Here is a 26,072-nt window from a genome sequence, read left to right on the forward strand (position 1 = left end):
CTGGAAGCCCGCTCTTGCGGCGGCCGGCATCATCCCCCGGCCAAAAGACCCCGGGTTTGCCCTGCGGACGTACACGCATCTCATGCCGAGCAGCGAGGGGCGCACGCGGAAGGCAGTAGACAGCCTCTTCAGATCCCATTGAGCTTTCGAGTGACGGACTCCCCAACTGACGGCTAATCGCGACGAGGGTTGCCTTGCAGGCCATCCAAGCAACCCTCGTGCCAGCCCTCCGGCTGAAGCTCACCGTCACTGATGAAGACAGCCGAGGCAGAGCGATTGCACGTTCGCTGCGCTTCCTGCCGATCGGGGGAGGAGAGACCCATCTGGTTCATCTCGCGGCCATCCTCGTACCCCTGCGCGTAGCCAGGCAGATCGATGCGTGGCGTCTCATCACTGCTCATGTCAGCCAACGCTCCCCCAACTACCCACACGAGGGCGAGCACTGAGGCTGCCATCATGATTCGCCCAGCCGTTCGGTCGCGAAGTGTCGGGGGCAGGAAGCTCTGCCACCTGTAGTGAGGGGATGTCATCAGGCTCTCTCCCGTCATCGCGGTCCTTGCTGCCGGACTTTGCAGCGGCCATTGTGTCGGGATTGCTCGCCAATCTGGATGCCAAAGTTGACCACAGCGGGCCTGATGCTCCGCCAGACTGGGGGCTCCATCGTCCCGGGGTGCCCGGGACGATGCACGCCACCTGAGGGGAAGCATCATGCACGGGAATCGAGAGCTACTCCTTGAGCTGATGGCTGGGCCTCTTCCGACGCTCAGAATCTCCCTGCACGGACTACGCCTGAACTTGGGACATCAGCGCTTGGGGTCACGGGTGGTTGAAGACATCTCCCGTGAGCTGCACGAGCGCGGGAAGCGCCACCTGCCAGCCCGGATTCCTAGGGATCAGAACCGGCACATCCTGATCTGGACAATCGGTCAGCCAGGTACGGAGATCCTTGATCTGACCCTGCGGCTGGACGAAGCGGCAGGCGGGAGCGAGCTGACGGACGCCGACCTGGAGTTGCTCGAAGCGACCGTCAGGCTTGCAGAACGAGCGGCCATGGAAATGGAAGAAGAAGCTGCCTAACGCTTGCCCTCTGCCAGCGGGCCCTACACCCAAGTCAGGTCGTGGACTTGGCCCAGTAGTCCTCAAGCATTTCCGCGGGCCAACTGGGCTCGCGTACCTCGCCTTGGGGGCCCATTTCCTTGAAGTACGGGGCCAGGTCGTAGATCGGCGTGCCGTCGATGGCGTCGAGGTAGGCGACGTGGAGGTCAAGGCCGTCGACCTTGAGCAGGCGCGGGAACGACTCGGCGAGTTGGTTCGGGCGGCGGTGGTTGCGGTGGACGAAGGTGCCTGTGGCGGGCCACTTGGGGTTGTTGCGTGGGCTGCGGGCGTGCAGGGCGACGTCGTCGGGTGATGCCTTGTGGAAGTGCCAGACGACGAGGAGGTGTGAGAACTCCTCGAGCCCCTGGACCACTTCGACGGGGTAGTCGGGGTTGAGGCGGATGATCGCGGTCTCGCCCCAGTGGTCATCCGTTGGCTCGACGCGTCCGCCCACCACGATGCCGATGGGCTTGATCTCCAGCGACTGCGTCATGAGCTTCCCCTCATCCCGTGGCGTGACGCGATCAATCTACTTGGGTGAGGTAGGCCATTGCGCGGGAGTCCAGCGCGGTGACGGCAGGGATGCCGCGGCGTCGGTAGGGGGACAGCAGGTGTCGCATGTCAACGACGGCCTGGCGGGCTCGCCCGGAGTAGATCCCGTCCTCCATCGAGTCCAGAACGCTGCCCCAGGTTGCGCATGCCTCCTCGACGCTCCCGCCGACGATCTGCGTCGCGCCGAGGTATCCGAGCGTTACCGCATGGGTACGGCGGAACGCTGCGCCGCGGGTGCGGACGGAGTGGCGGAACTCTCGAATGGCCCGAGGCCGGTCGCCCAGGTCCCGCAGTGTGCAGGCCGTCTCGTGCGCAAGTGCCGCCTCGCCGAAGAAGAACGTACGGTTCGGCTCCCGTATCCTTTCGCTCGCCGCGGCCAGGTCGTCCTCGGCGCGCAACAGTGCCTTCGCCGCAGACTGCTTCTTCCCGTTCGCGGCCAGACCGCGCGCGTGGATCACGCCGAGCAGAGCTCGCTCCCTGGGGGTGGCAGCTGCGTACCGCTCGCCGTGCACGGAGGCCTCCGCGAGCTGGAGACCTTCGCGAGCGAAGCCGAGATCGATGGCCTGGTGCGCCATGGCGCGCAGAATGTGTCCGGACAGAGGGGCGTCGTCGGCACGCGCGGCGAGCTTCACGGCCAGGACGAAGTACTTCTGGGCTACGGCGTGCTCGCCGTTGTCGAATGCCATCCACCCGGACAGGTACGACAGCTCGGCGGCGGCGGAGAACATCTCGCGCCTGACGCGCTCGTCGGGGAAGCGGCCGTGCAGGAAGTCTCGGACGTCGGAGTGCAGGTACTGCACCAGGGCCTTGCGTCCGTGGCCGCCTCCGCGGCTCTGGTCCATACGTGAGAACGCCACAGTCAGTTCCTGAACCGTGGCCACATCGCCGCGGCCGACGCACTGTTTCCCAACCGCACGCTCGGCGGGTGGCTGCGCCATCGACGCCCACCACGCATCGTTCGGGAGTGCCAGGGCCGCGGTCGAGTACACCGCACTCGTCAGCAGGTTGCGTCGGTCCGCGTCCAAGTCGGATCTCCCCAAGTCGGTCAGCGCGACCAGAGGATCGACGCGCCATTCCGGCGCCCCCTGCGCCGGCGAGGTGGGAACTGCGAGCCCGATCTCTTGTGGTATCACGACACGCTTCAGACGACGGGACAGTGCCTGGCTCAAGATTAGGGGTGCGGGCCCTGAGGGCTGGGTGCCGCCTACCCACATGCTGATGTGCGAGCGGCCGATCTTCGCGTGATCGCTCAGGTTGTTCTCTAACGCCACGCGGTTGTACGCGCTGGCCGCTTGGGCTCGTGACCAGCCTGCTTCTCCGAGCAGCGCGGCGAGACTCTCGTTTCGTTCGCGCGCCATGTTGCGCCCCCGATCGCTAAACGATCTTTGATCACTTTGACCTACCTGCGACTGTGGCATCCCCACACCCGTGCCGTTGACCAACGTTACGAGCAACACCTTGGCAGCCGGACGAGTCTGACAGGGAGTCATTCGCGAGAGGGAGTCTGCGAATGATCTTTGATCACTTTGACCACCCCCAGAGCCTTGAGCCATACCCAGGGCATGCGTGATCGCGGTTTCCTCTTTGTGTCCGCCAACTACTCGGTTGAGGGATCAACCCGGCCGCTCGGTCCGCGCAGCGTGACGACTGCCGAGCACTCGTTGCGTCGATTGGATCGGGCACAGATGCCCTCGGAGGGAGGCCACACATGATGAGGACCAGCGGTACGGAGCAACGCCCGTTGATGACTCTCCGGATTTCCCGTGATTCCGGGAAGACGTGGGAGCAGTCATCGATCGTGTGTGAGGGCGAGCCGGTGGTGCTCATGAATGAGCCGACGCGCTACCCGGAGTGTGAGTGCGCTCGGTGTGTGGGTCGGCGGACAGTGCCCGCGCGGTCGCTGTCCCCGCTGAAGTCTGAGCGGGGGCGGGCGTTATGACAGGCCAGTGGGTGCCTCTCGCGGCGGCGTCTGATGCGCGTGGACGGTTCGCCGAGAACTCTGGCGGGCGTCTCCGGGAGGTGGCGCAGTGAAGCGCTTCTGGTCCTCCCTGTGCCGCTTCGCCGGCCCGCTGCTGATCATCGCCATCAGCAGCTCGTGCGGCTTCGTGCTCGGCGCAGGGATGGCCATGGCGTCGTACCCCTAGACCGCCCCGGTCTCCCGGCCAACGACCGCGGCGGATGAACAGCAGGTCGAGATGAGTGGAGGAGAGTTGAGCATGGACAGGTGGTTCAGCAACGGTGGCGGCGGTGGAGGCGGCGACGGGCTTCCGGGCCAGCCCTGGCCGGTCCCGCCCACGCCGCCTTCGCCCGACGGTGGCCCGAGCTCGGTGGCCTGACCGGTGACGACGTTCGACTTCGACGGGGGGCGGGCCGCCCTGGGCCGCTCCCTGCTCGCTTCCAAGGTTCTGTCCTCGGATTGGGTGCCGACCTTCGCGGCGGTACCCCGCTCAGCCTTCCTCCCGGATGTGATCTGGCCGCATGACATGGCCTCGGGAGGCGCTGTCGGGGTGTCGCGGCTCGATGACCCGGTCACGTGGCAGGGGTACGCGGACGCCAACGTGCCGATCGTCACGCAGTGGGACGACGGCGCCCACGAAGGCCTCATTCCCGGTGAGCTGTCGACGAGTTCGGCGTCAATGCCCTCGGTGGTCTTCTCGATGCTGCGGGATCTGGAGGTGACGGCCGGCTGCCGGGTGCTGGAGATCGGAACGGGCACGGGCTGGAACGCTGCTCTCCTCGGGCACCGCCTTGGCCTACCCAACGTGGTCAGTATCGAGGTGGATCCAGTGATTGCGGCTTCGGCGCGCGCGTCGCTGCGGCGCTTTGGCCTGCCGGTAGAAGTGATCACGGGTGATGGCTTCCTCGGCTACCCGGACGGCGCTCCCTGGGACCGGATCATTGCGACATGCGGGCTGCGGTCCTTGCCGTTCGCATGGGTGGAACAGCTCCGTCCCGGCGGTCTGATTCTTGCTCCGTGGGGCACCAATCACGGTCATCTGGACGCCACCGTGCGCCTGGTGGCGGCTGAGGACCGGCGCAGTGCCTCGGGCCGGTTTCTTGGGCCGGTGGAGTTCATGAAGCTCCGTGCTCAGCGGATGGCCTGGCCTGTGCACGAGCAGTACGTGCCGCCCGAGGGGGTGGGGGACGCACTGAAGTCCTCGACGTCGATCACTGACGCGGAGTTCGGGACGGGGCGTTTCGACGCGTCGCACTTCGCGGTGGGGCTGCAAGTCCGCGACTGCGTGCGGTCGGTGGCTGACAAGCGCGAGGGCGCCCGGCCGGTGTGGCTCTACAGCCTCACCGACAGGTCCTGGGCCGTAGTGATCTTCCGGGACGGCGAGGGCGAGGCGACGGTCTATCAGTCGGGTGAACGTCCCCTCTGGGATGAGGCAGAGGCTGGCTGGCGCTGGTGGGACCGAGAGGGTCGCCCCGGCTTTGAGCGGTTCGGGCTCACCGTGACTGCGGAAGGGCAAACCGCCTGGCTCGACTCGCCGGAACAACCGATAGCGGCTCCGGCCTGACGCCGCTTCAAGACGCCCTGCTCGCGCCCTCGCCAGCAGGGAAGAGGGCTGAGCCCTCGTAGTAGTCCCGGTCGTCCGTTGCCCCCGCGGCGGATGGCCGGGGCTCTGCCGCGACTGCGCGGCTCATAGAGACAACTGAGACCGGACCGCCCCTGAGCCTGGACAGCATGAGGGGCGGTCCGGTCGGAGAGCCCTGATCAGGACCCTGGTGCCGATGGTACCGGGGCTGTTGTCGTGCTCACGTTCGAGCGTCATCGCGGTCCTTGCTGCCGCACTTTGCCGCAGCACAATTGTGTCGGGATTGCTCGCCAATCCGGATGCCGAAGCTGACCACAGCGGGCCTGATGCTCGCAGACCAGACGATTGGTTCCAATGGGTCAGTCGGTGTCGCTGATGCTCGCGATGGCGGTGCGCCTCGCAGTCCGTTCGGCAACTTCCGTGGGAGGTTTGCGCCTTCGGTTCAGCGTGGCCGCAGCCCGTCGAAGACCACCTCGAAGATCCGCTCCCGGGGCACCGGATCCGCTCCGAGCTGTTCCATCGCCCTGCCGGTACCGGCCAGGAGGGCGATGAACTCCGGCAGGCCCAGCTCCGGGCGGACCGCCCCCACCTGTTGCGCCCCGGCCAGCAGATCGGCCAGCCGAGCCTGGATCTCCATGGTCGGCCCCTGCAGGGACGCGTGCACGTCCACCCCGGCCGCAGCGAGAGCCTGGGCGAACTCGTTCTTGCCCGCGGACTGTTCCACCACCAGGCGGAAGCAGGCGAAGAAGGCCTCGGCTGGCCCGGCCTCGGCAGCCAGCTGAGCCGTCTGGGCTGCCATTGTCTCCAGTCTGCGCACCATCACTGCCTCCAGCAGTGCCTCCTTGGTCGGGAAGTGCCTAAAGAGCGTGCCGACTCCGACCCCGGCGGTTCGGGCGATCTCCTCGGTCGGCACGCTGACGCCGCGGGTGGTGAATACCTCCGTGGCGGTGTCCAGCAGCCTGGCCCGGTTGCGGGCCGCGTCCGCCCGCAGCGGGCGCTCCTGAGCGCCACCCATCCGTCTCCCACCTTTCGCCATCGACGGCAGAACCACCCTGGACAACCGGAGTCGCCAGTCCGTATCGTGAAAACGGAGTCGCTAGTCCGATTCTATCCACGGATCCCACTGGAGGTTGGTCATGCCTGAAACGCTGTCACCGCGCGAGGTCTTCCAGAAGCTGATCGAGGGCATCAGCGCGGGACGGTTCACGGAGCTGGCCGAGCTCTATGCCGAGGACGCCGTAGTGGAGACCGTCTTCGAACCGATCGGTCCGCGCCGGCTCGAGGGGCGGGCCGCACTCAAGGAGCGGTTCGCGCAAGTCTCCGCAAGTTCGCCCGTGGAGCTGACCCCGGCGAACGTCGTCGTCCGGGAAACCGACGACGCAGAGGTGGTCGTCGCCGAGTTCGACTACCACGTGCACCACCGGGTGACCGGGCGGACTTTCGAGGCCGCCAACATCCAGGTGCTGCGGGTCCGCGACGGCCTGATCGTCAGCAGCCGGGACTACCACGACCACCTTGCCCTCATCGCGGTCGGCGGCAACCTGCCTCGGCTGGTGGCTGCACTGGAGGGCAAGTAGAACCAGTGCGGTGCTCCGGGCCGGGGCCCCTGAGGTCCCGGCCCGCATGGCGTTTCCGGCGCCCTCGCCGAGACGGAGTTCACGCCCACTCGGCGGAAACCCAAACGATCTTGTTCGGTACGCCAACGGCTTCTCAACGTTGCCGTCACCCTTCGTACCGCTCGGGCAGGTCCGGTCCGGGCGAGCCCGAGCGGTTCGGTGGGCGCACTACGGTTTTGTGAGCGCCTGCCTGGTGTCCGTGCGCAGTCGGTCCCGGACCACCGAGGTCGCCACGACCAGCGCTGCCACCAGTACGGAAAGGATCACCTGCTCGCGAGCGGCGTCATCGGTCAGCATGTAGACCAGGACGAACGAGATCATCGCGATGGTCGCCCACGTCAAGTACGGGAAGAGCCACATCCGTACGACCAGTTTGTCCGGCGACTCGCGCAGCAGGATTGCGCGCATCTTCAGCTGGGTGAAGCAGATGACCAGCCAGACGAACAGGGCGACCGCACCGGAGGAGTTCAGCAGGAACAGGAACACCGTGTCGGGCCACTGGTAGTTGAAGAAGACCGCGACGAAGCCGAACACGACCGATCCCACAATGGCGGCCTGCGGCACACCGCGGCTGTTCGTGCGGGCGAATGCTGCGGGCGCGTCGCCGCGCTCGCCGAGCGAGAAGGCCATACGAGAGGCGGTGTACAGGCCGGAGTTGAGGCAGGACAGCACGGCGGTGAGGACGATGACGTTCATGATCTGGCCGGCGTGCGGGATTCCGATCGCGTCGAGCGCCGCTACGTACGAGCCCTTCTCCTTGATCGCCGGGTCGTCCCATGCGAGCAGAGAGACCACGACCAGGATCGAGCCGAGGTAGAAGACGCCGATCCGCCAGATCACACTGTTGGTGGCCTTGGTGACGGCGCGTCGGGGGTTCTCGGACTCACCGGCGGCGAGGGTGACGATCTCGCTTCCCATGAAGGAGAAGACGACCATCAGGATGCCGGTGAGGATCGCCCCGGGCCCGTTGGGCAGGAACCCGCCGTGGCCGGTCAGATTGGCCAGGCCCGCGGCTTCGTGGCCGGAGCCGGGAAGTGCGCCGAACACCGCCAGAGCGCCGATCAAGATGAAGCCGGCGATGGCGACGACCTTGATCCCGGCAAACCAGAACTCGAACTCGCCGTAGGAGCCGACCGAGGCCAGATTGGTCGCCGTGAGGACCACCATGACGATGAGGGCCCAGCCCCACTGCGGGACCGCCGGAACCCACCCCTGGAGGATCTTCGCGCCTGCGGTGGCCTCGACGGCCAGGACGACGACCCAGAAGAACCAGTACAGCCAGCCGATGGAGAATCCGGCCCAGCGGCCCAGTGCCCGGTCGGCGTAGGCGGAGAAGGAGCCGGAGGTGGGGCGGGCCGCGGCCATCTCGCCGAGCATCCGCATGACGAAGACGACCATCGTGCCGACCAGGGCGTAGGACAGCAGGATGCCGGGGCCGGCGGCCGCGATCCCGGAGGCGGAACCGACGAACAGGCCGGCGCCGATCACACCGCCGATCGCGATCATCGACAGATGACGGTTCTTGAGCCCGGGACGGAGGCCGTCCGCGGAAGGCGTCTGCCTGCTCTCACGGGGTGACGGAGCCACGTCGGTGTTTGTGGGTTGCGCACTCATGCTCAGTCCTTACAGAGAGAAGGATCGGGGCAGAACCGGCCTGTCGGTCGTGCACGTGCCGAGCACGGGTGGGACGACGGTGTGTGACGACCACGGGGAAGGCCGGAAGGCCGACCCGGCGCAGCAGGTCTGCCTGTTCGCAGCCTGCTCGCCGTTGCCGGTGCCCACGTGTCGGGTGAGGACGGCCGCCCGGCCGATCGGGCTCGCGTACGAGGAGCCGCCGGGGGCGAGGACACGTGACGGTAGGGAACGCCAGGGGGTGACCCGGCGCGCGGAATCGGGGTACCCAGAAGGTAGGAGCGAACGCGGCCGGGCCACCATGGACAGATGTCACGCCCGCCAGAGCTCTGTTCAGACACATGCTCAAACGTGGTCGCGGATCTGCGGCGGAATTCGTCCTACGAGCACAGCGACAGCGCGGCGACGGCGATACCGCAAAGGTCCCGGCAGCCGGTGGCTGTTGGAACATTGGCGGCCAGGTGGTCGGATGTCAGCCGGGGAGATGCGCGGCGGCGGCGATCTGGGCGCGGACGTCGCCTTCCTGCGGGTGATCGCAGCGGTCTGCCAGTGGCCACGGCACGAAAGCCCCGTCCCCGCGCTGCACGAGCAGCCGCTTGCCGTGTGTCACGACGCCCCGCGGCCGCAGCCCGCTCAGGCTCGCGGTCGTATACGCGGCGGTCAAGCTGTTGAGGTCGTGGACATCGCCGATCCGGAACAGGGAGCGGGTCTCCGCGATGGCCTCGTGCTCGCCCGCACGCATGACCACGCGCAACTCGGGCGCGACGGCCAGTGCCGCCACCGATACGGCGATGTTGTCCAGGTCGTCGGAGGCCACGGCAGCCAGCGCCTGGGCCTGCGGCAGACAGAGCGTGCTCAGCACGAACCGGTCGGTCGCGTCGGCGACGACCACGGGCACGCCCAGCGCCCTGGCCAGGCGCAGGTTCGGCGCGGCCGGATTCCGCTCGACCGCGATCACGCCGATGCCCAGAGCCTGCAGCTGGGTGCACAGGCGCAGGCCGACCTGTCCGAGCCCGACGACGACCACATGCCCGGCCCGCGGCAGGGCACGAGAGCCCACGATGCCTACCGCGCGCGGCCCCAGCAGGCGATCGACCATGCCCGCGGTGAAGACCGCAGTGAAAACAATGGTGACGAGCATCGCGACGGCAGAGAACGCCAGATAGGCGTCCGAGCCATGGGCGGCTGCGGGGCCGACGGCGGATACTGTTCGCGCTGCTTCGAACAGCGCCGCGACGGGCGAGCGGTGGTGGAAGGCCACGGCCCAGGCCCAGTCGGCCAGCAGCACCGTGAGCAGCCCGGCCAGACCCGTCAGCATGATCCGCGAGCTGCCGTCGTGCGGTCGCAGCTGCCCTCGGATCCTGCCCAGCCGGGCCCGGTATCGCAGCGAGCGTGGGGGCCGCCACGGCTCCAGGTGCACAGCGTCGTCGTGCCAGCGGGCGGCTGTGTGGCCCGCGGGTGTCCGGGTGAGGCTCAGCAGACCCGGCTGGAGGCAGGCGGCCAGGAGAACGGGTGCGGCGACATCGGCCGGCGAGGTGACCTGGCAGTTCGGGAGTACGCGCAGGAGCTGCTCGCTGACCGTCCGGTCGAAGACCGTCACGACCAGCTTGACGTTGGGGCGGATGTGCTCGACGGCGAGCGCGTAGCGCAAGGACTCGACGTCGTCCTCGAGGAGCACCGCGACGCCGGCCACCTCCCGCCGCAGGGCCCGGCGCAGATCCTCGTCGGTGGGACGGTCGAGGTGGCGCACGAGGTGTCCGGCCGACTGCAGCAGACCGCATACCCTGCGCGCCATGTCGCTGCCGATCACCACGAAGTACTGCTGTGGCGCTGCGCTCTCGGGCATCGCTACGTACTCCCTCACCTCTCGGGTGGTGAGAACGCTAGGGGCGCGGACCGCCTGTGTGCTCGTCCCTGTGTCTGACATCACGGAGCCATTGGTTGTACGACTGCACAAGGACGACCGGGGCGATGGTCTGCACCTCGGTCAGCTGCGCCGAGGAGATGCCTCTGAGTCCAAGGTGGCGGATGAGGCCCTCCTGTCTGGAACCGGGCCAGGGCGTCGCGGTCCGATAACGGCCGACACTCCTGTCACCCCTGTCCCGTAGAGTGCACGGGTTGCATGTCCTTGAACACGCTTTTCAATAGGCGCAGTCAAGGAGCTCCTGGGGAGGGGGACTGCACAGATGCGCAGTGGAGCGAAGGTTGCCGTCGTCGGCGGCGTATTCCTGGTGGTCGCCAGTGGCGTGGGCTACGGCGGCTACAACCTGTACAGCGGGCTGACCGGCGGGGACGGCGCGGACACCAAGTCCGCATCCGCGCCCAAGAAGACCGGGCCGCCGGACGCCGATGAGATCGACAAGACCGCGAAGGGCTTTCTGGCCGCGTGGGCGGGGGGCAACGCGCCGGACGCCGCGCAACTGACCAACAACGCGGCGGAGGCCGAGCCGCTGATCGCCGGGTACCGCGAGCAGGCTCACGTCTCCGAGGCCGTGATCACGCCGGGGAAGGCGGTCGGCGCCAAGGTGCCGTTCACGGTCAGGGCGACGGTGACGTACGAGGGGCAGAGCAGGCCCTGGGCGTACTCCTCCGAGCTGACCGTGGTTCGCGGGCTGACCACCGGCAGGCCACTGGTCAACTGGGCGCCGACCGTCGTCCACCCGAAGCTGACGAAGGGCACCACCCTCAGGACGGACAAGGCGTCGGCCCCGCCGATCAAGGCCGTGGACCGCGAGGACCGGGAGCTGACGAAGGAGAAGTACCCGTCGCTCGGGCCGATTCTGGACTCGCTGCGCAAGAAGTACGGCGAGGACGCGGGCGGCACCGCCGGCGTCGAACTGGCCATCACGTCCACGAACGAGTCCACGCCCGACCAGACCCTGCTGACCCTGACCAAGGGCAAGGAGGGCACGCTCAAGACCACCCTGGACGCGGATGTGCAGGCGGCGGCCGAGACGGCGGTGAAGAAGTACAGCCACGCCTCGGTTGTCGCGATGAAGCCCAGCACGGGCGAGATCAGGGCCGTCGCCAACAGCCCGGCCGAGGGCTACAACACGGCCATGATGGGCGCGCAGGCGCCCGGTTCCACGATGAAGATCGTGACCGCGACGATGATGATGGACAACGGGATCGTGGGAGGCCCAGGAGCGAAGGTGGAGTGTCCGCCCACCGTCTCGTGGGAGGGGGTGACGTTCGAGAATCTCAAGAAGTTCGAGATCAAGGGCGGCACTTTCAAGGACAGCTTCCGCCGTTCGTGCAACACGGCCTTCATCAAGGCCGTCAAGCCCCTCACCGAGAAGAACATCGCCGGTACGGCGCTGGGCGACACCGCCCGTAAGTACTTCGGCATCGGCCTCGACTGGCAGACGGGCATCGTCTCCGTCGACGGCACTGTGCCCGAGTCGGCCGGTGCGGAGACCGCCGCCTCGTACATCGGGCAGGGCAAGATCACGATGAACGCCCTCAACATGGCGTCCATCACCGCCACCGCGAAGAGCGGCGGCTTCCGCCAGCCGGTGATCGTCCCGCAGTCCCTCGACAACCGTGAGCTGGCCAAGGCAGAGCCGCTGCCCGGCTCCATCGCCCAGGCGCTGCGCGAAATGATGCGTGCCACCGCGCAGTACGGAACAGGCCAGTCCGCGATGGCCGCGGTCGGCGGCGACAAGGGCGCCAAGACCGGCTCCGCGGAGGTCGACGGACAGGGCAAGTCCAACAGCTGGTTCACCGGGTACGCCGACGACCTGGCCGCGGCCGCGGTCGTGCAGTCCGGCGGGCACGGCGGCGACGCGGCGGGACCGGTGGTCGCCCAGGTGCTGAACGCTCGCTGACGGCCCGTCTCCCCCGGGAGAGCGGTGGTGGCTCCAGAGCTAGAGCGACGTCTCTACGCTCGGCCCTGGGCGTCGGCGACGGCGATCTCGATGCTCAGTGCTTTGGCGATGTTGCCGGCTGCCGTCATGACGCGAGCTGTGCCCACGATGGGGGCGATGGCGACCAGGACGTCCTGCAGCTGGTCGGCGGTCATACCGGCCTGCATGGCGGGGTCGATGTTGGCGACGTAGGAGATCGGCGGAGCGTCCGAGGCAGCGAGGGCCGCGATGCGGGTGAGCATGAACGTGTCCGGGGTCAGCCCGCACCGCTCAACCGAGTCGACGGTCATCGCGGCGAGGGTGTCCAGTACCGGGGTTTCAGATGCTGTGGCCATGGCGGGTCGTCTCCTGTTGGTGTCGTGACGAGGATGAGCGGACGGAAGCAAGGGCTCCGCATCTCGGTGCAGCGTCCACTGCTCGACCGTAAGTCCGTTTCCCGCGGATTGCCTGTCGAGGGGATGGTCCCAGGAGGGCGGCAGATGGGGGCAATGGGACGGAACCTGCGGGCCCGCGCGGTGCGGCCAAGTGCGCTGTGAACGTCGGGGCGTCCAGGCGAGGAGGACGGGGCGAAACCGCGCGGCGACAAGGAGCGGTTCGGCGGTCCGAGGATCGCGGCGGCGGAGCTGGTGGTCGTGGGCATCGGCCTGATGCTGTGCGCGAGCTGACCCACCCGGACCGCCGATCGAACCGCTGATCGAACCGCGGGACGTGCTCCGGGCGTCCTTCCCCCCATGGGGACGATCACGCACTGGACACGTCAGCTGCTCCGCTTCGGCTGGCTTCAGGCCCGCTGCTGCGCCTTCGCCTTCGCGCTCGTCGGCGGCATCGCGGTCTCCGGCTTGCTGCCCGAGCTGCCGATCGCGCGCTACGACCTGGTGCTGCTGTACGGAATCCTGCTCGCGGCGCTGGCCAGGAAGCTCGGCTGGGACAGCGCGCGTGACACCGCGGTGATCGCCGGATGCCATCTCATCGGGTTGCTCTTCGAGCTGGTCAAGGTGCGGATGGGGTCCTGGAGTTACCCGGAGGAGGCGCTGACGAAGGTCGCCGGTGTGCCGCTCTACGGCGGTTTTCTGTACGCGGCGGTGGGCAGTTACGTCTGCCGCGCCTGGCATCTGTTCGAGCTGCGCCTTGACGGCTACCGGCCGCGGATCATGGCTGCGCTCGCCGGTGCGGTCTATCTGAACTTCTTCAGCCACCACTGGCTGCCCGACGTCCGCTGGGCGCTGGCCGCCGCGCTGCTGTGCGCGACCGCCGGGACCTGGGTGCGCTTCCGCGTCGGGGCGCAGGAGTACCGGATGCCGCTGGCCCTGTCGTTCGTGCTCATCGGCTTCTTCCTCTGGGTCGCGGAGAACATCGCCACGTACGCGGGGGCCTGGAGCTATCCGGACCAGCTCACCGGCTGGCAGCCGGTGTCCGTGGCGAAGTTCGGGGCCTGGGCGCTGCTGATCTCCGTCACGTTCGTGCTGGCGGCCGGGCAGCGCCGTGCAGAGCATCGATTGTCATAGGCGGGCAGTACGGTCCAGTCATGGCAGCCAGAATCGATTTGACGCTCGACTGTACGGACGCGCAGCTGCTCGCGGAGTTCTGGAAACCGGCGCTGGGGTACATCGACGAGCCGCCGCCCGCTCCCTTCAAGACCCGCGAGGAGTGGCTCGCGCAGTTCGACCTGGACGACGACGAGGACGAGGACGACGGGGCGTGGCTCTGCGATCCCGACGGCGTCGGGCCCCGGCTGTGCATTCTCAAGGTGCCCGAGCCGAAGACCGCGAAGAACCGGCTCCATATGGACATCCGCGTGCCTGGTCACGGCAGCCCCGAGGAGCGGTGGGCGAGGATACGGGCCGAGTCCGAGCGGCTGGTGAAGGCCGGGGGGAGCGTCCTGGAGGAGTTCGACGGCCATCACATCGTGATGGCCGACCCGGAGGGCAATGAGTTCTGCGTGGCCGCCGGACCGGCGCAGTGAATGCGGGTCACTCCCCTGCCAGGGCCTGGCCGAACGCCGTGTTCACCGCGAGCAGTCCGCCGTCGACGCGCAGCGTCGTGCCCGTGATCCAGGCCGCGTCGCGCGAGGCCAGGAACGCCACCGCGGCCGCGATGTCCTCCGGCTCGCCGACCCGGCCCAGCGGATAGAGGCAGCTCATCGCGTCGAGCTGTGCCTCGCGCCCGGACCAGGAGGGCGTGCGGACCGTGCCGGGGTTGACCTGGTTGACGCGGACGCCGCGGGCTGCCGCGTCGCCCGCCAGGGTGCGGGTCAGCGAGGCCAGGCCGGCCTTGGCCGCGCTGTAGGCGTGGTTGCCGAAGTCCTGCTCGCCGTTGACGGAGCCGATGTTGACGATCGCGCCGCGACCCGACGCGGCGAGGTGGGGCAGCGCGGCGCGGGCGCACCGGAAGGCGCCGGTCAGGCTGATGTCCAGGTCCAGGTGCCAGGTGTCGTCCGGCTGGTCCTCGAACATCGGGGTGTCGAGGCTGCACGAGAAGGCGTTGTTGACCAGCACGTCCAGGGTGCCGAAGCGCTCGACGGCGTACGCGACGGCCGCTTCGACCGCCGTACGGTCGGCGACGTCACAGCCGAAGGACGCGGCCCCCGGGATGTCCCGGGCCGTCTTCGCGGCGCGCTCGGCGTCCACGTCGGTGACGAGGACCCGGGCTCCTTCGGAGGCGAGCCTGCGCGCGGTCGCCTCGCCGATGCCGCGCGCCGCGCCCGTGATCAGTACGCCGTGCCCCTCGAAACGTCCCATCCGGCTGCTCATCCGGCTGCTCATATCGCTGAACGTACCGCTCTGATCAGCGCCTGGGCCCGCGGATCCGCCGTAACTCCCTTGCGCATGCCGTTGGTTGCGTAGCCGAGCGCGATGCCCGACTCGGGGTCGGCGAAGCCGAGCGAGCCGCCGCGGCCGGGGTGGCCGAAGGAGCCGGGGCCGAGCAGCGGGGATGCGGGGCCGTGCAGCATGTAGCCGAGGCCGAAGCGGGTGGGGACGACCAGGACGCGGTCGGGGCCCGCCGATTCCTCCGTGCGGGCGAGCGTGAGAGTGGCCGGGGCGAAGAGCCGGGGGCCGCCGTCGACCTCGCCGATCGTCGACGCGTAGAAGCGGGCCAGCGCGCGGGCGGTGGAGACGCCGCTGGACGCGGGGAGTTCGGCGGCGCGGAATGCCGGGTCGTTCTCGTCCAGGGCCGGGTCGATCGCCCCGAAGGCGCGGCGGGTGAGGGACTCGGGGTTGCGGTAGGCCTCGGAGACGGCGGGCTTGGGGCGCAGCTTTAGGCCGCCGCCGTCGGCCGCGGCGGGCTCATCGACCGGACCGATGCGGCCCACCCGGCCCGCCTCGTCATCGGGCAGCCCGATCCAGAAGTCGAGGCCGAGCGGGCGGGCGATCTCCTCGGCGACCCAGCGGCCGATGGTGCGGCCGGTGACGCGGCGGACCAGTTCGCCGAGCAGCCAGCTGTACGTCTGCGCGTGGTATCCGTGGTCGGTGCCGGGCTCCCAGACGGGGCGCTGCGCGGCGATCCTCGCGGGGCCGGTCACGCCGTCGGCCGCCTCGGTCGGGGTGAGCGGGCGTTCGAGGACCGGCAGCCCGGCGCGGTGCGCGAGCAACTGGCGTACGACGACCCGCTCCTTGCCGGCCGCCTTGAACTCCGGCCAGTACGTGCCGACCGGGGCGTCCAGGTCGATCTGGCCGCGCTGGTGGAGCAGCAGCACGACGGCCGCGGCGATGCCCTTGGTCGCGGAACGGACGACCTGCGCGGTGTCCACGGCCCACGGCTCGTGCCCGTCCACGTCCCGGCTGCCGGCCCACAGGTCGACGACCTTTCGCCCGTCCTGGTAGACGGCGACGGCAGCGCCGCGGTCGCCGCGCTGCTGGAAGTTGCGTACGAAGGCGTGCCGGACCGGCTCGAAGCCGGCGGCCACGGTGCCCTGGACTGCGGTTCTCATGCCTCCATGGTGCGGGTGGGGTGCGCCGCGGCACCGCGGGGGGTGGGTTGTTCCCCGACCCTCCCCCTACGCCCTGGCGGGCGTGGGGGGACCCCCACTCCCCGAACTGGGGGCAAGCCCCCAGACCCCCGAACGCCCTGGGGCGTTGTCCTCAATCTCCCCCAGACTTCGTCCGGGGGGAGATTGAGGCGCGGGGTGCGGGGCGGAGCCCCGGTCAGACCGTCGCCCGGGGGTTGAAGCCGAACGGCAGCTCCAGCCGGTGCGCCCGCATCAGGTCATCGTCTCCCAGCAGCTCCCGCGTAAGCCCGTCCGCCGCGATCACGCCCTCGCTGAGCACCACCGCCCTCGGGCACAGCTCCAGCGCGTACGGCAGGTCGTGCGTGACCATCAGCACGGTGACGTCCAACGACCGCAGGATGTCGGCCAGTTCGCGCCGCGACGCCGGGTCGAGGTTGGACGAGGGCTCGTCGAGTACGAGGATCTCCGGCTCCATTGCGAGAACCGTGGCCACCGCGACCCGGCGGCGCTGGCCGAAGGAGAGATGGTGCGGCGGCCGGTCCGCGTACTCCGCCATGCCCACCTGGGTCAGGGCCGATGCGACCCGCGCCTCCAGCTCCGCGCCGCGCAGGCCCGACGACGCCGGGCCGAAGGCCACGTCCTCCCGGACCGTCGGCATGAACAGCTGGTCGTCCGGGTCCTGGAAGACGATGCCGACCCGGCGGCGGATCTCGGCGAGATTCGCCTTGGCGACCGGCAGGCCCGCGACCGACACCGAGCCGACACCGCCCGCCAGGATGCCGTTGAGGTGCAGGACGAGCGTGGTCTTGCCCGCGCCGTTGGGCCCGAGCAGGGCGACCCGCTCCCCGCGCCCGACCGTCAGATCGACGCCGAAAAGCGCCTGATGGCCGTCGGGGTAGGCGTAGGCGAGGCCCCGCACTTCAAGAGACGCAGGAGACGCAAGAGACGCAGTCATAGGGTCCATCCCAGCAGACAGACGGCGAGCGCGGTCAGCGGGAGGGCCACGGCGTACGACCACTGGGTCCGGGAGGCGGTCACCTGGTCGATGACCGGCATGGTCCCCGCGTACCCCCTGCTCACCATCGCCAGATGGACGCGCTCGCCGCGCTCGTAGGAGCGGATGAAGAGCGCGCCCGCGGACTTGGCGAGGACGCCCCAGTGGCGCACTCCGCGCGCCTCGAAGCCGCGCGACCTGCGCGCGATCGACATCCGGCGCATCTCGTCGGTGATGACATCGCCGTAACGGATCATGAAGGACGCGATCTGGACCAGCATCGGCGGCAGTTTGAGCCGCTGCAGTCCGAGCAGCAGCGAACGCAGCTCGGTCGTCGAGGCCAGGATCACGGACGCGGCGACGCCGAGCGTCCCCTTGGCGAGGATGTTCCACGCGCCCCACAGGCCGGGGACGCTCAGCGAGATGCCCAGTACGGAGACCTGCTCGCCCGGCACCACGAACGGCATCAGCAGCGCGAAGGCCACGAACGGGATCTCGATCAGCAGACGGCGCAGCAGGAATCCGGCGGGGATGCGGGCGACGGCCGCGACCGCGGCGAGCAGCGCCGCGTACAGGCCGAAAGCCCACACTGCCTCGCGCGGTGTGGAGACCACGACGAGCACGAAGCAGAAGACGGCCACGAGCTTGCAGTGCGGAGGCAGGGCGTGGACGGGCGAGTGCCCGTGCCGGAAGAGCTTGTGGGTGTGGCCGGCCCCCATGTCAGACGGTCTCGCGTACGGGGGCGGATGCGGGCTCGTCCGTACGGCGTCGGCGCACTGCGTAGAAGACCCCGCTGCCCACCACGACCGTCGCGCCGACGCCGATGACGCCCGCGAGACCGCCGGAAATCCGGGCGTTCGAGACGTCCTTGACGCCGTAGTCGGCGAGCGGGGAGCCGACGGCGGCATGCTCCTCGACGTTCTTGTCGATGCCCTGGTCGGTGGCGACCCTCTCCAGGCCGTCGGGGCTGGCGGAGGCGTAGAAGGAGACGAAGCCCGCGAGGACGAGGGCGGTGACCAGGCCGGTGGCCCAGACCTTCTTCGGAGAGCGGGCGGCGACCGGCGCGGGTGCGGGCGCGGCGGCGGGCTCGGCGTCGACCAGTTCGCCGCCGACGCGCAGCTTGAGCGGGGTGGACAGACCCCGCGCGCCGTAGACCAGGTCGGGCCGGACAGCGATGACGGCGCCGACGGTCAGCATGGTGATCACGGCCTCGCCGATGCCGATCAGGACATGGACGCCGACCATCGCGGTGAGGACCTTGCCGACGGGCACGTTCGTCGTCCCGCCGATGGCGTAGATCAGAGTGAAGGCGCCGGCGGCGGCCGGTACGGATGCGAGCGCGGCGACGAAGGACGCGACGGTGATCGAGCGGCGGGTCCGCGGCAGCACCTTGACCAGGCCGCGGAAGAGCGCGTACGCGACGACGACCGTGACCACGCCCATGACGGTGATGTTCACGCCGAGCGCGGTGAGGCCGCCGTCCGCGAACAGGATGCCCTGCATCAGGAGGACGACGGCTATGCAGAGCACGCCGGTATAAGGGCCGACGAGGATCGCGGCGAGCGCGCCGCCCAGCAGATGTCCGCTGGTGCCGGCCGCCACAGGAAAGTTCAGCATCTGTACGGCGAAGATGAACGCCGCGACCAGCCCGGCCAGCGGCGCGGTCCGCTCGGCGCCGGCGAGCGCGACCGGGGATGCACCCAGCTCACGGCGGGCGCCGCGCAGGCTGACGGCGACGGCACCGGCGGCTGCGACTCCGGCGGCCACCGATACCGGGGCGTTGATGAATCCGTCGGGGACATGCATGTCGGGCTCCGCTTCGGACAGATGAATAACTGTTCAATGATAGTGCCTTATTGCAAACAGTTCGCAAGAGCGTGTCTGTCACGAATAACGTTCGAGCCTCCGCCCCGAAATATGGGACATTAGAGGACAAGGCAGGCGAATGTGAGGAGCGGGCAATGTCCACAGTCGTCGAAGATTACGCATTGGCCCGGATCGTCACCGACGCTCCGCAGCACCGGTCCGTCCGCGTCGCCCTCCGCTACGACCCCGGCGACAGCCCGGATTCGGTGCGCTTCGCTTTCCCCAGCGGCCGCGAGTGGACCTTCCCCCGTGAACTGCTGGAGACGGGGCTGCGCGCGCCCGCCCGCCGGGGCGATGTCGAGATCTGGCCCTGCGGCCGGGTCCAGGCGGTTGTGGAGTTCCATACCCCGGATGGCGTAGCGGTGGTGCAGTTCGACTCCAAGTCGCTGATCCGCTTCCTGCGCCACACATACGCGGTGGCCGCACCCGTCACCCACGGGTGACGAGCACGGCCACTGTGTTCCGCGATGGCCCCCGTCCCCACGGTGCCGTCGCGCTACCGGGGGCGCGCGCTCCCCCGGTGCAAGCACCGGCTCCACTGGAGCGGCTACGCCGCGCCCCTCAAGTCGCACCCCCGGGGCCTTGTGCGTCAGGCGCGTATGCGTCAGACGCGTACCAACTGCCGCTCCTCGTCCGGGTCCTCGGGGTCGGCGCCCTCGGGACGGTCGGCGAGCTCCTTGTGCAGCTTCTCGCCCTCCACGTCCACATTGGGCAGCGCCCGGTCCAGCCAGCGCGGCAGCCACCACGCCTTGTGACCCAGCAGCGCCAGCACCGCCGGCACGATCGCCATCCTGACCACGAACGCGTCGAAGAAGACCGCGATCGCGAGGCCGAAGCCGATCATCTTGATCATCTGGTCACTGGAGCCGATGAAGCCGGAGAAGACGGCGATCATGATCACGGCCGCCGCCGTGACCACACGCGCTCCGTGCTTGAAGCCGGTGACGATCGCCTCGCCGGGTCGCTGACCGTGAACGAACGCCTCACGCATGCGCGTGACCAGGAAGACCTCGTAGTCCATGGCGAGACCGAAGACGACGCCCACCATGAAGATCGGCATCATCGACATGATCGGGCCGGTCTGCTCCACGCCGAACAGCGAGCCGAGCCAGCCCCACTGGAAGACGGCGACGACCGCGCCGAGCGCCGCGACGACCGAGAGCAGGAAGCCGAGGGCCGCCTTCAGGGGGACCAGGACCGAGCGGAAGACCACCATCAGCAGCAGGAAGGCGAGTCCGACGACGAGCGCGAGATAGGGCAGCAGCGCGTCGTTCATCTTCTGCGAGAAGTCGATGTTCATCGCCGTCGCGCCGGTGACCAGCACCTCTTCGCCGCTGTCGGCCCGGATGGAGTGGACGAGGTCCTCGGTCTCGACCGAGGACGGCCTGTCCTTCGGTACGACCGTGATCATCGCGGTGTCGCCGGACTTGTTGAAGGTCGGCGGGGTGACGGCCACGACGCCGTCGAGGTCCTTGATGTCCTTGACCGTACGGTCGGCCGTGGCCTTGTCGCCGTCGACGACGACCAGCAGCGGGCCGTTGAAGCCGGGGCCGAAGCCGTCGGACAGCAGGTCGTAGGCCTTGCGCTGCGTGGTGCTGACCGGCTGCGCGCCGTCGTCGGGCAGGCCCATCTCCAGCGAGGAGGCGGGTATGGCTATCGCGCCCAGGCCCACCACACCGGCGAGCAGCACGGTGACCGGGCGGCGCAGGACGAAGCGGGACCAGCGGGTGCCCATGTTCGGCTTGTCGCTCGTCTCCTTGCCCTTGCGGACCTTGCGGCCGAGCACCCGCTTGCCGGCGAAGCCGAGCAGCGCGGGGATCAGGGTGAGCGCGATCAGGACCGCGATCACGACCGTTCCGGCGGCCGCGAAGCCCATCTTGGTGAGCATCGGGATGTTGACGACGGCGAGGCCGACGAGCGCGATGACCACGGTCAGGCCCGCGAAGACGACAGCGGAACCGGCGGTGCCGACGGCCCGTCCTGCCGCTTCCTCACGTCCGCGGCCCTCGGCGAGTTCGGCGCGGTAGCGGGAGACGATGAAGAGCGCGTAGTCGATGCCGACCGCGAGGCCGATCATCGTCGCGAGCGTCGAGGTGGTGGAGCCCAGGTCGAGGACGTTCGCCAGCGCGGTGATCGTGGAGATCCCGATGCCGACGCCGATGATCGCGGTGAGCAGCGGAAGTCCGGCGGCGACCAGCGAGCCGAAGGTGATGACGAGGACGACCGCGGCGATGGAGACACCGATGATCTCGCCCGACCCGGTCTCCGGGGCGGCCTGCAGCGCGTCGCCGCCGATCTCGACGGTCAGCCCGCTCTCGCGCGCCTGGGTGCCGGTCTCTTTCAGCGCCTCGCGCGTCTTGTCGGTCAGCTCCATCCCGCTGACCTTGTACGTGACCGATATATACGCCGTGCCGCCGTCCTTGGAGACGGCCTTGGCGGCGAACGGGTCGGTGACGGAGGTGACCTGGTCGGACCCGGCCTTCAGCGCGGCGACCGCCTTGTTCACCTCGGCCTTGTTTGCCGGTTCGGTCATCTTGCGGCCGTCGGGCGCCTTGAAGACGACCCGGGCGGTCGCGCCGTCGGGGCTGGCCCCGGGGAAGCGCTCTTCCAGCAGGTCGAAGGCCTTCTGCGCCTCCGTTCCCGGCATCGAGAAGGACGACGAGGTGGCGGTGGACGCGGTGGCCGCGCCGACTCCGGCCAGCGCCAGCAGCGCCACCCACAGCAGGGCGACGAGGCGGCGGCGCCGGAAGGCGGACCGCCCGAGTTTGTAGAGGAACGTGGCCACGAGGGCGTACTCCCGAGTGTGAGGCGAACAGGGCATGGGGAGCCGGCCCGACGACGAGAGCGGCGCGCGTCAGGTGCTGTGCTGGGTGGTGCGGGGAGGGGTGCTGCGGGGAAGTGCGGGGAGATCAGATGCCGAGTGCGGGGAGAACCACGGCATCGATGTAGGCGGCGAGGAAGGCCCGGTCGACCGACCGGTCCTCGATCAGCGGGCGAGCGATGAAAGCTCCGACCAGCATGTGCGGGACGTAGCTCAGCGCGGGCGCGTCCGCGGGGAGTTCGCCCCGGTCCACGGCGCGCTGCAGCAGTGCGTCGAGCCCGGTCATCTCCGGGTCGATCAGCAGGTCCCGCAGCGCCTTGTGGAGGTCGGGGTTGTCGTGGATGGCATGGGCCAGACCCCGCATCAGCGCGGAGTCCTTCTCCATCTGGCAGTCGTCCATGCGGTCGACCATCGCAAGGAAGTCGCCGCGCAGGGAGCCGGTGTCGATCTCCGCGATGCTCACCGGCTTGTCGTGGCGCAGCGCGCGGGCAACCAGCTCCGGCTTGCTCCGCCACTGGCGGTAGAGGGTGGCCTTGCTGGAACGGGTACGGGTCGCGATGGCGTCCATGGTGAGGCCGTCGTAGCCCGCCTCACGGAGCAGGTCGAGCACGGCTTCGTACAATTCCGCCTCGCGCTCGGGCGTGATCCTGCTGCCTGCCATGGTCGACCTCCAACCTGAACGAAACGGTTTCGTACAGTACGAAGATAGCCCGGAGCCTCTGCGAAACGAAATCGTTTCGGTCGTGTTCTGCGTCACAAGTTGCCGCACCCTCCCGACACCGAAAGCATTGGGGGGTGAGTGACGACGTCGCGTATCTCCGTTTTCCGCACCTGCACGAGGACTTGCTGTGCTTCGCCACCGAGGACGATCTCTGGATCGCGCCCCTGGTGCCCGCAGGGCACAGGCCGGGCCGCGCCTGGCGGGTCACCGTCGACCGGACCAGAATCAGCCATCCGCGCTTCTCCCCCGACGGCGCGCACATCGCTTACACGACCTGGCGCAGCCTCGACCCGGAGATACATCTGGCGCCGGTGGCCGGCGGGCCGGCAAGGCGGCTGACCTACTGGGGCTCCACCGACACCCGGGTCTGCGGCTGGGACCCGGACGGCAACATCCTGGCCGTCTCCTCGCACGGCCAGCCCTTCTCGTACTTCTCGTGGGCCTACAAGGTGGCCACCGACGGCTCCCCCGGCCGGCGGCTCCCCTGGGGCCCGACGTCGGACATCCAGGTCGCGGACATCGAGGGAGAGCACCGCTCGCTGCTCCTCACCGGCAAGCCGCCGCACGAACCGGCCGCGTGGAAGCGGTACCGGGGCGGAGCGACGGGCCGGCTCTGGCTGCACGGGGAGCGGCTGCTCGCGGATCTGAACGGCCACCTGGACTGCCCGATGTTCGTCTCGGGGCGTATCGCGTTCCTCTCCGACCACGAGGGCGTCGGCAATCTCTACTCCTGCCGACCCGACGGGACCGATCTCCGGCGCCACACCGACCATGACGCCTTCTATGCCCGGCACGCCTCGAGCGACGGTCGCAGGGTTGTGTACCAGTGCGCGGGTGAGGTGTGGATCGTCGACGATCTGACGGCGCCGGACGCGGTACCGCGCAAGCTGGAGGTACGGCTCGGGGGCCCGCGCGCCGGACGCCGCGCCTACCAGGTGCCCGCCTCCAGCCACGTGGACGCGATCTCGGTCGACACGACCGGGCGGGCCAGCGCCGTCAACGTACGCGGCAGCCTGTACTGGCTCACACACCGCGACGGTCCGGCGCGCACGATCGCTGACACCCCGGGCGTACGGGTCCGGCTGCCGGAGATGCTCGGCAGCGGCGTCCAGGTCGCCTATGTCACGAGCGCGGACGGCGAGGACGCCGTCGAGATCGCGTATCTGCCACGGGCGAGCGGCGAACGGGAGCCGCGCCGGCTGGCCTCGGGGGAGCTGGGACGTGTCCACGAAATGGTGTCGGACCCGGACGGGGAGCGGCTCGCGATCGCGTCGAACGACGGCCGGCTGCTGCTGCTCGACGTGACCGAGGAGGAGGCAGAGGGCACCTCCCGGGCCGGAGGTTCGGGGGGCGGGGAGGTGACGGAGCTGATCCGCTCCACCAACGGGCCGGTCCGCGACCTGGCCTTCTCGCCGGACGGCGCCTGGCTCACCTGGTCGCAGCCCGGCATCGGCCGCTCGCTGCGGCAGATCAAGATGGCCCGCATCAAGGACCGTACGATCGTCGACGTCACCAACGGCCGCTTCGAGGACGAGAATCCGGTCTTCACGCGCGACGGCCGCTATCTCGCCTTCCTGTCCTGGCGGGGCTTCGACCCGGTGTACGACGTGCACACCGGGGACCTGTCCTTCCCGCTGGGCTGCCGCCCCTATCTCGTACCGCTGTCGTCCGCGACGCCTTCGCCCTTCGCGCTACTGCCGGACGGGCGGCCCGCGGCGGGCGGGCTCGACCCGCTGGACGAATCCGAGGAGGGCGACGGCACGGTCATGGTCGAGGTCGAGGGGCTGGCGGACCGGGTCACTCCCTTCCCCGTCACCGCCTCCAAGTACTCGGCGCTCCATCCGGTCAGCGGCGGCGGGCTGGTCTGGCTGCGCTGGCCGATCTCCGGGGCTCTCGGTGAGACGTTCGCCAACCCCGCGGACACCTCGGGCCGCCCCACGCTGGAGCACTTCGACATCACCAAGGCCCGCAAGACCGAACTGGTCGGCCATCTCGACTGGTTCGCGGTCAGCGGCGACGGCAGCCGGCTGGTGGTCGTGGACGACGGGGAGCTGCGCGCGGTCCCGGCCACCGAGTCCGGGGACAGCGACTCGACGGTCTATATGGACCTGCGCCGGATCCAGCACGAGGTGGACCCGCCGTCCGAATGGCGACAGGCGTACGGGGAGGCGGGCCGCATCATCCGCGCGTACTTCTGGGAGCCGGGGATGTGCGGCATCGACTGGGACGCGGTACTCGACCAATACCGACCGCTGGTCGAACGGGTCGCGTCGCCGGACGAGTTCGCGGATCTGCTGCGTGAAGTGCTGGGCGAGCTGGGCACGTCCCATGCGTTCGTCACGCCCGCGCGGCGCAACGAAGGACCACCGCACTACCAGCGGGCGATGGGCCTGCTGGGCGCGAACCTGGTCTGCCGGGACGGGAATTGGCTGATCCAACGGATCCTGCCGGGCGAATCGTCCGACTCCAAGGCGCGTTCGCCGCTGGCCGGCACGGGCATCCGCGAGGGCGCGATCCTCACTCATATCGACGGCCGCCCCGTGGACCCGGTGACGGGCCCCTACCCGATGCTCTCGGCGGCGGGCGGCACGACGGTCGAGCTGACCTTCCAGCCGGCGGAGGGCGAGGGGCACGCCCGGCGGGTGGCGATCGTCCCGCTGGTGGACGAGCGGCCGCTGCGGTACCAGGACTGGGTGGCCAAACGCCGCGAGGTGGTACGGGAGTTGAGCGGCGACAAGTGCGGGTATCTGCACATCCCGGACATGGGCGGGTCGGGCTGGGCGCAGTTCAACCGCGATCTGCGGCTCGAAGTGTCCCGGCCTGCACTGCTCGTGGACGTACGCGGCAATGCGGGCGGCCACATCAGCGAACTGGTCGTGGAGAAGCTGACGCGGAAGATCCTCGGCTGGGACCTGACGCGCAACGCCCAGCCGGTTTCGTACGCGTCGAACGCCCCGCGCGGCCCCATTGTCGCCCTTGCCGACGAGGCGACGTCGTCGGACGGCGACATGATCACCGCGGCCTTCAAACTGCTGGACCTGGGCCCGGTGGTGGGCAGCCGCACCTGGGGCGGCGTGGTGGGCATGACGGGCCGCCACCGCCTGGGCGACGGCACGGTGATCACGGTCCCGATGAACGCGGCATGGTTCGACGCGTACGGCTGGTCCATCGAAAACCACGGCGTGGACCCGGACCTGGACGCGCTGCGCACCCCCCTGGACTGGGCGGAGGGCCGTCACGTCCAGCTGGACGACGCGATCCAACTGGCCCTGGACCTCCTGAAGACCCACCCGGCGGCGGAGCCCCCGGACTACTCCCAGGCCCCGGACCTCCGGCGTCCGAAGCTGCCGCCGCGGGGGGCGTGAGGGCACCTCGCACCCGGGGCACCTCGCACCCGGGGCACCCCCGCACGCAAGAGGGGCGC

22 protein-coding genes and 1 pseudogene are annotated in these 26,072 nt (G+C 69.3%); 9 read left to right on the forward strand and 14 right to left on the reverse strand.

The genetic code is table 11. The annotated features are described in order from the left end of the window. Position 1: 1 nt before the first annotated feature. Positions 2-142: pseudogene (locus ACH492_RS15190) on the forward strand (site-specific integrase); the annotation flags it as partial. 31 nt (positions 143-173) lie between these two features. On the opposite strand, the gene ACH492_RS15195 reads toward ACH492_RS15190, so the two are convergent. After that, the gene (locus tag ACH492_RS15195; RefSeq protein WP_398986572.1) at positions 174-401 is read right to left on the reverse strand and encodes a hypothetical protein; all 228 of its coding nucleotides are present in this window, start codon (positions 399-401) and stop codon (positions 174-176) included. A 421-nt stretch (positions 402-822) separates the two neighbouring features. Here ACH492_RS15195 and ACH492_RS15200 point away from each other — a divergent pair, with 421 nt between their 5' ends. Then, positions 823-1,077 (forward strand): hypothetical protein, encoded by a 255-nt coding sequence (locus ACH492_RS15200; protein WP_398986574.1) that lies wholly within the window; start codon positions 823-825, stop codon positions 1,075-1,077. 34 nt (positions 1,078-1,111) lie between these two features. Here the strand turns inward: ACH492_RS15200 and ACH492_RS15205 are convergent, their stop codons facing one another. Continuing rightward, positions 1,112-1,588 (reverse strand): SAM-dependent methyltransferase, encoded by a 477-nt coding sequence (locus tag ACH492_RS15205; protein ID WP_398986576.1) that lies wholly within the window; start codon positions 1,586-1,588, stop codon positions 1,112-1,114. A 31-nt stretch (positions 1,589-1,619) separates the two neighbouring features. Continuing rightward, positions 1,620-2,672, reverse strand: a complete 1,053-nt coding sequence (locus tag ACH492_RS15210) for a Tat pathway signal protein (RefSeq protein ID WP_398986578.1) — start codon at positions 2,670-2,672, stop codon at positions 1,620-1,622. Between the two features lie 1,314 nt (positions 2,673-3,986). Here ACH492_RS15210 and ACH492_RS15215 point away from each other — a divergent pair. Continuing rightward, positions 3,987-5,168, forward strand: a complete 1,182-nt coding sequence (locus tag ACH492_RS15215) for a protein-L-isoaspartate(D-aspartate) O-methyltransferase (protein WP_398986580.1) — start codon at positions 3,987-3,989, stop codon at positions 5,166-5,168. A 460-nt stretch (positions 5,169-5,628) separates the two neighbouring features. Here ACH492_RS15215 and ACH492_RS15220 read toward each other — a convergent pair whose 3' ends face one another. Continuing rightward, positions 5,629-6,201 (reverse strand): TetR/AcrR family transcriptional regulator, encoded by a 573-nt coding sequence (locus ACH492_RS15220; protein WP_398986582.1) that lies wholly within the window; start codon positions 6,199-6,201, stop codon positions 5,629-5,631. A 121-nt stretch (positions 6,202-6,322) separates the two neighbouring features. On the opposite strand from ACH492_RS15220, the gene ACH492_RS15225 reads away from it, so the two are divergent. Then, positions 6,323-6,763: a nuclear transport factor 2 family protein gene (locus ACH492_RS15225; RefSeq protein ID WP_398986584.1), complete on the forward strand. Its 441-nt coding sequence runs from the start codon at positions 6,323-6,325 to the stop codon at positions 6,761-6,763. A gap of 207 nt (positions 6,764-6,970) precedes the next feature. Here ACH492_RS15225 and ACH492_RS15230 read toward each other — a convergent pair whose 3' ends face one another. Next, entirely contained in the window at positions 6,971-8,416 is a 1,446-nt protein-coding gene (locus tag ACH492_RS15230; protein WP_398986586.1) for an amino acid permease, read from the reverse strand. A gap of 490 nt (positions 8,417-8,906) precedes the next feature. Beyond that, positions 8,907-10,280: an NAD-binding protein gene (locus ACH492_RS15235; RefSeq protein WP_398986588.1), complete on the reverse strand. Its 1,374-nt coding sequence runs from the start codon at positions 10,278-10,280 to the stop codon at positions 8,907-8,909. 340 nt (positions 10,281-10,620) lie between these two features. Between ACH492_RS15235 and ACH492_RS15240 the strand changes: the two genes are divergently transcribed. Next, entirely contained in the window at positions 10,621-12,261 is a 1,641-nt protein-coding gene (locus ACH492_RS15240) for a penicillin-binding transpeptidase domain-containing protein (RefSeq protein WP_398986590.1), read from the forward strand. Positions 12,262-12,314: 53 nt separating this feature from the next. On the opposite strand, the gene ACH492_RS15245 is transcribed toward ACH492_RS15240, so the two are convergent. Continuing rightward, entirely contained in the window at positions 12,315-12,635 is a 321-nt protein-coding gene (locus ACH492_RS15245) for a carboxymuconolactone decarboxylase family protein (RefSeq protein WP_398986592.1), read from the reverse strand. A 396-nt stretch (positions 12,636-13,031) separates the two neighbouring features. Here ACH492_RS15245 and ACH492_RS15250 point away from each other — a divergent pair, with 396 nt between their 5' ends. Both ACH492_RS15250 and ACH492_RS15255 read left to right on the forward strand, forming a co-directional pair. After that, positions 13,032-13,805 (forward strand): DUF817 domain-containing protein, encoded by a 774-nt coding sequence (locus ACH492_RS15250; RefSeq protein WP_398986594.1) that lies wholly within the window; start codon positions 13,032-13,034, stop codon positions 13,803-13,805. A gap of 20 nt (positions 13,806-13,825) precedes the next feature. Beyond that, positions 13,826-14,263, forward strand: a complete 438-nt coding sequence (locus ACH492_RS15255) for a VOC family protein (protein ID WP_398986596.1) — start codon at positions 13,826-13,828, stop codon at positions 14,261-14,263. A gap of 7 nt (positions 14,264-14,270) precedes the next feature. On the opposite strand, the gene ACH492_RS15260 is transcribed toward ACH492_RS15255, so the two are convergent. The 5 genes from ACH492_RS15260 to ACH492_RS15280 form a co-directional block, all read right to left on the reverse strand. Further along, positions 14,271-15,038 (reverse strand): SDR family NAD(P)-dependent oxidoreductase, encoded by a 768-nt coding sequence (locus ACH492_RS15260; protein WP_398987328.1) that lies wholly within the window; start codon positions 15,036-15,038, stop codon positions 14,271-14,273. 20 nt (positions 15,039-15,058) lie between these two features. Further along, positions 15,059-16,228, reverse strand: a complete 1,170-nt coding sequence (locus tag ACH492_RS15265; RefSeq protein ID WP_398986598.1) for a serine hydrolase domain-containing protein — start codon at positions 16,226-16,228, stop codon at positions 15,059-15,061. Between the two features lie 214 nt (positions 16,229-16,442). Beyond that, the gene (locus tag ACH492_RS15270) at positions 16,443-17,210 is read right to left on the reverse strand and encodes an energy-coupling factor ABC transporter ATP-binding protein (RefSeq protein ID WP_398986600.1); all 768 of its coding nucleotides are present in this window, start codon (positions 17,208-17,210) and stop codon (positions 16,443-16,445) included. Further along, on the reverse strand, positions 17,198-17,959 hold the full coding sequence (gene cbiQ, locus ACH492_RS15275) for a cobalt ECF transporter T component CbiQ (RefSeq protein WP_398986602.1): 762 nt from the start codon (positions 17,957-17,959) through the stop codon (positions 17,198-17,200). The genes ACH492_RS15270 and cbiQ overlap by 13 nt, the downstream gene beginning before the upstream one ends. Before the next feature lies 1 nt (position 17,960). Continuing rightward, a complete protein-coding gene (locus ACH492_RS15280) occupies positions 17,961-19,046 on the reverse strand; it encodes an energy-coupling factor ABC transporter permease (RefSeq protein ID WP_398986604.1) in 1,086 nt (361 codons plus the stop codon). A 155-nt stretch (positions 19,047-19,201) separates the two neighbouring features. On the opposite strand from ACH492_RS15280, the gene ACH492_RS15285 reads away from it, so the two are divergent. Then, the gene (locus ACH492_RS15285; protein WP_356229144.1) at positions 19,202-19,549 is read left to right on the forward strand and encodes an SsgA family sporulation/cell division regulator; all 348 of its coding nucleotides are present in this window, start codon (positions 19,202-19,204) and stop codon (positions 19,547-19,549) included. Positions 19,550-19,710: 161 nt separating this feature from the next. Here the strand turns inward: ACH492_RS15285 and ACH492_RS15290 are convergent, their stop codons facing one another. Beyond that, positions 19,711-21,891, reverse strand: coding sequence for an MMPL family transporter (locus tag ACH492_RS15290; protein ID WP_398986607.1), 2,181 nt, complete (start codon positions 21,889-21,891; stop codon positions 19,711-19,713). Positions 21,892-22,015: 124 nt separating this feature from the next. Next, positions 22,016-22,588 carry a TetR/AcrR family transcriptional regulator gene (locus ACH492_RS15295; protein WP_398986609.1) on the reverse strand — a complete coding sequence of 191 codons (573 nt, stop codon included), beginning with the start codon at positions 22,586-22,588 and terminating at the stop codon, positions 22,016-22,018. Between the two features lie 134 nt (positions 22,589-22,722). On the opposite strand from ACH492_RS15295, the gene ACH492_RS15300 reads away from it, so the two are divergent. Continuing rightward, positions 22,723-26,013 carry a S41 family peptidase gene (locus ACH492_RS15300; protein ID WP_398986611.1) on the forward strand — a complete coding sequence of 1,097 codons (3,291 nt, stop codon included), beginning with the start codon at positions 22,723-22,725 and terminating at the stop codon, positions 26,011-26,013. Positions 26,014-26,072: the final 59 nt, after the last annotated feature.

It is taken from the genome of Streptomyces sp. NPDC019443 (assembly GCF_044389785.1).
GTDB lineage: Bacteria > Actinomycetota > Actinomycetes > Streptomycetales > Streptomycetaceae > Streptomyces.

Bases quoted from the DNA above. Each gene is read 5' to 3' on its own strand.
- ACH492_RS15195 (WP_398986572.1), bottom strand. From the start codon at position 401: ATGAGCAGTGATGAGACGCCACGCATCGATCTGCCTGGCTACGCGCAG.
- ACH492_RS15205 (WP_398986576.1), bottom strand. From the start codon at position 1,588: ATGACGCAGTCGCTGGAGATCAAGCCCATCGGCATCGTGGTGGGCGGA.
- ACH492_RS15220 (WP_398986582.1), bottom strand. From the start codon at position 6,201: ATGGGTGGCGCTCAGGAGCGCCCGCTGCGGGCGGACGCGGCCCGCAAC.
- ACH492_RS15225 (WP_398986584.1), top strand. From the start codon at position 6,323: ATGCCTGAAACGCTGTCACCGCGCGAGGTCTTCCAGAAGCTGATCGAG.
- ACH492_RS15230 (WP_398986586.1), bottom strand. From the start codon at position 8,416: ATGAGTGCGCAACCCACAAACACCGACGTGGCTCCGTCACCCCGTGAG.
- ACH492_RS15235 (WP_398986588.1), bottom strand. From the start codon at position 10,280: ATGCCCGAGAGCGCAGCGCCACAGCAGTACTTCGTGGTGATCGGCAGC.
- ACH492_RS15240 (WP_398986590.1), top strand. From the start codon at position 10,621: ATGCGCAGTGGAGCGAAGGTTGCCGTCGTCGGCGGCGTATTCCTGGTG.
- ACH492_RS15245 (WP_398986592.1), bottom strand. From the start codon at position 12,635: ATGGCCACAGCATCTGAAACCCCGGTACTGGACACCCTCGCCGCGATG.
- ACH492_RS15250 (WP_398986594.1), top strand. From the start codon at position 13,032: ATGGGGACGATCACGCACTGGACACGTCAGCTGCTCCGCTTCGGCTGG.
- ACH492_RS15255 (WP_398986596.1), top strand. From the start codon at position 13,826: ATGGCAGCCAGAATCGATTTGACGCTCGACTGTACGGACGCGCAGCTG.
- ACH492_RS15260 (WP_398987328.1), bottom strand. From the start codon at position 15,038: ATGGGACGTTTCGAGGGGCACGGCGTACTGATCACGGGCGCGGCGCGC.
- ACH492_RS15265 (WP_398986598.1), bottom strand. From the start codon at position 16,228: ATGAGAACCGCAGTCCAGGGCACCGTGGCCGCCGGCTTCGAGCCGGTC.
- ACH492_RS15270 (WP_398986600.1), bottom strand. From the start codon at position 17,210: ATGGACCCTATGACTGCGTCTCTTGCGTCTCCTGCGTCTCTTGAAGTG.
- cbiQ (WP_398986602.1), bottom strand. From the start codon at position 17,959: ATGGGGGCCGGCCACACCCACAAGCTCTTCCGGCACGGGCACTCGCCC.
- ACH492_RS15280 (WP_398986604.1), bottom strand. From the start codon at position 19,046: ATGCATGTCCCCGACGGATTCATCAACGCCCCGGTATCGGTGGCCGCC.
- ACH492_RS15285 (WP_356229144.1), top strand. From the start codon at position 19,202: ATGTCCACAGTCGTCGAAGATTACGCATTGGCCCGGATCGTCACCGAC.
- ACH492_RS15295 (WP_398986609.1), bottom strand. From the start codon at position 22,588: ATGGCAGGCAGCAGGATCACGCCCGAGCGCGAGGCGGAATTGTACGAA.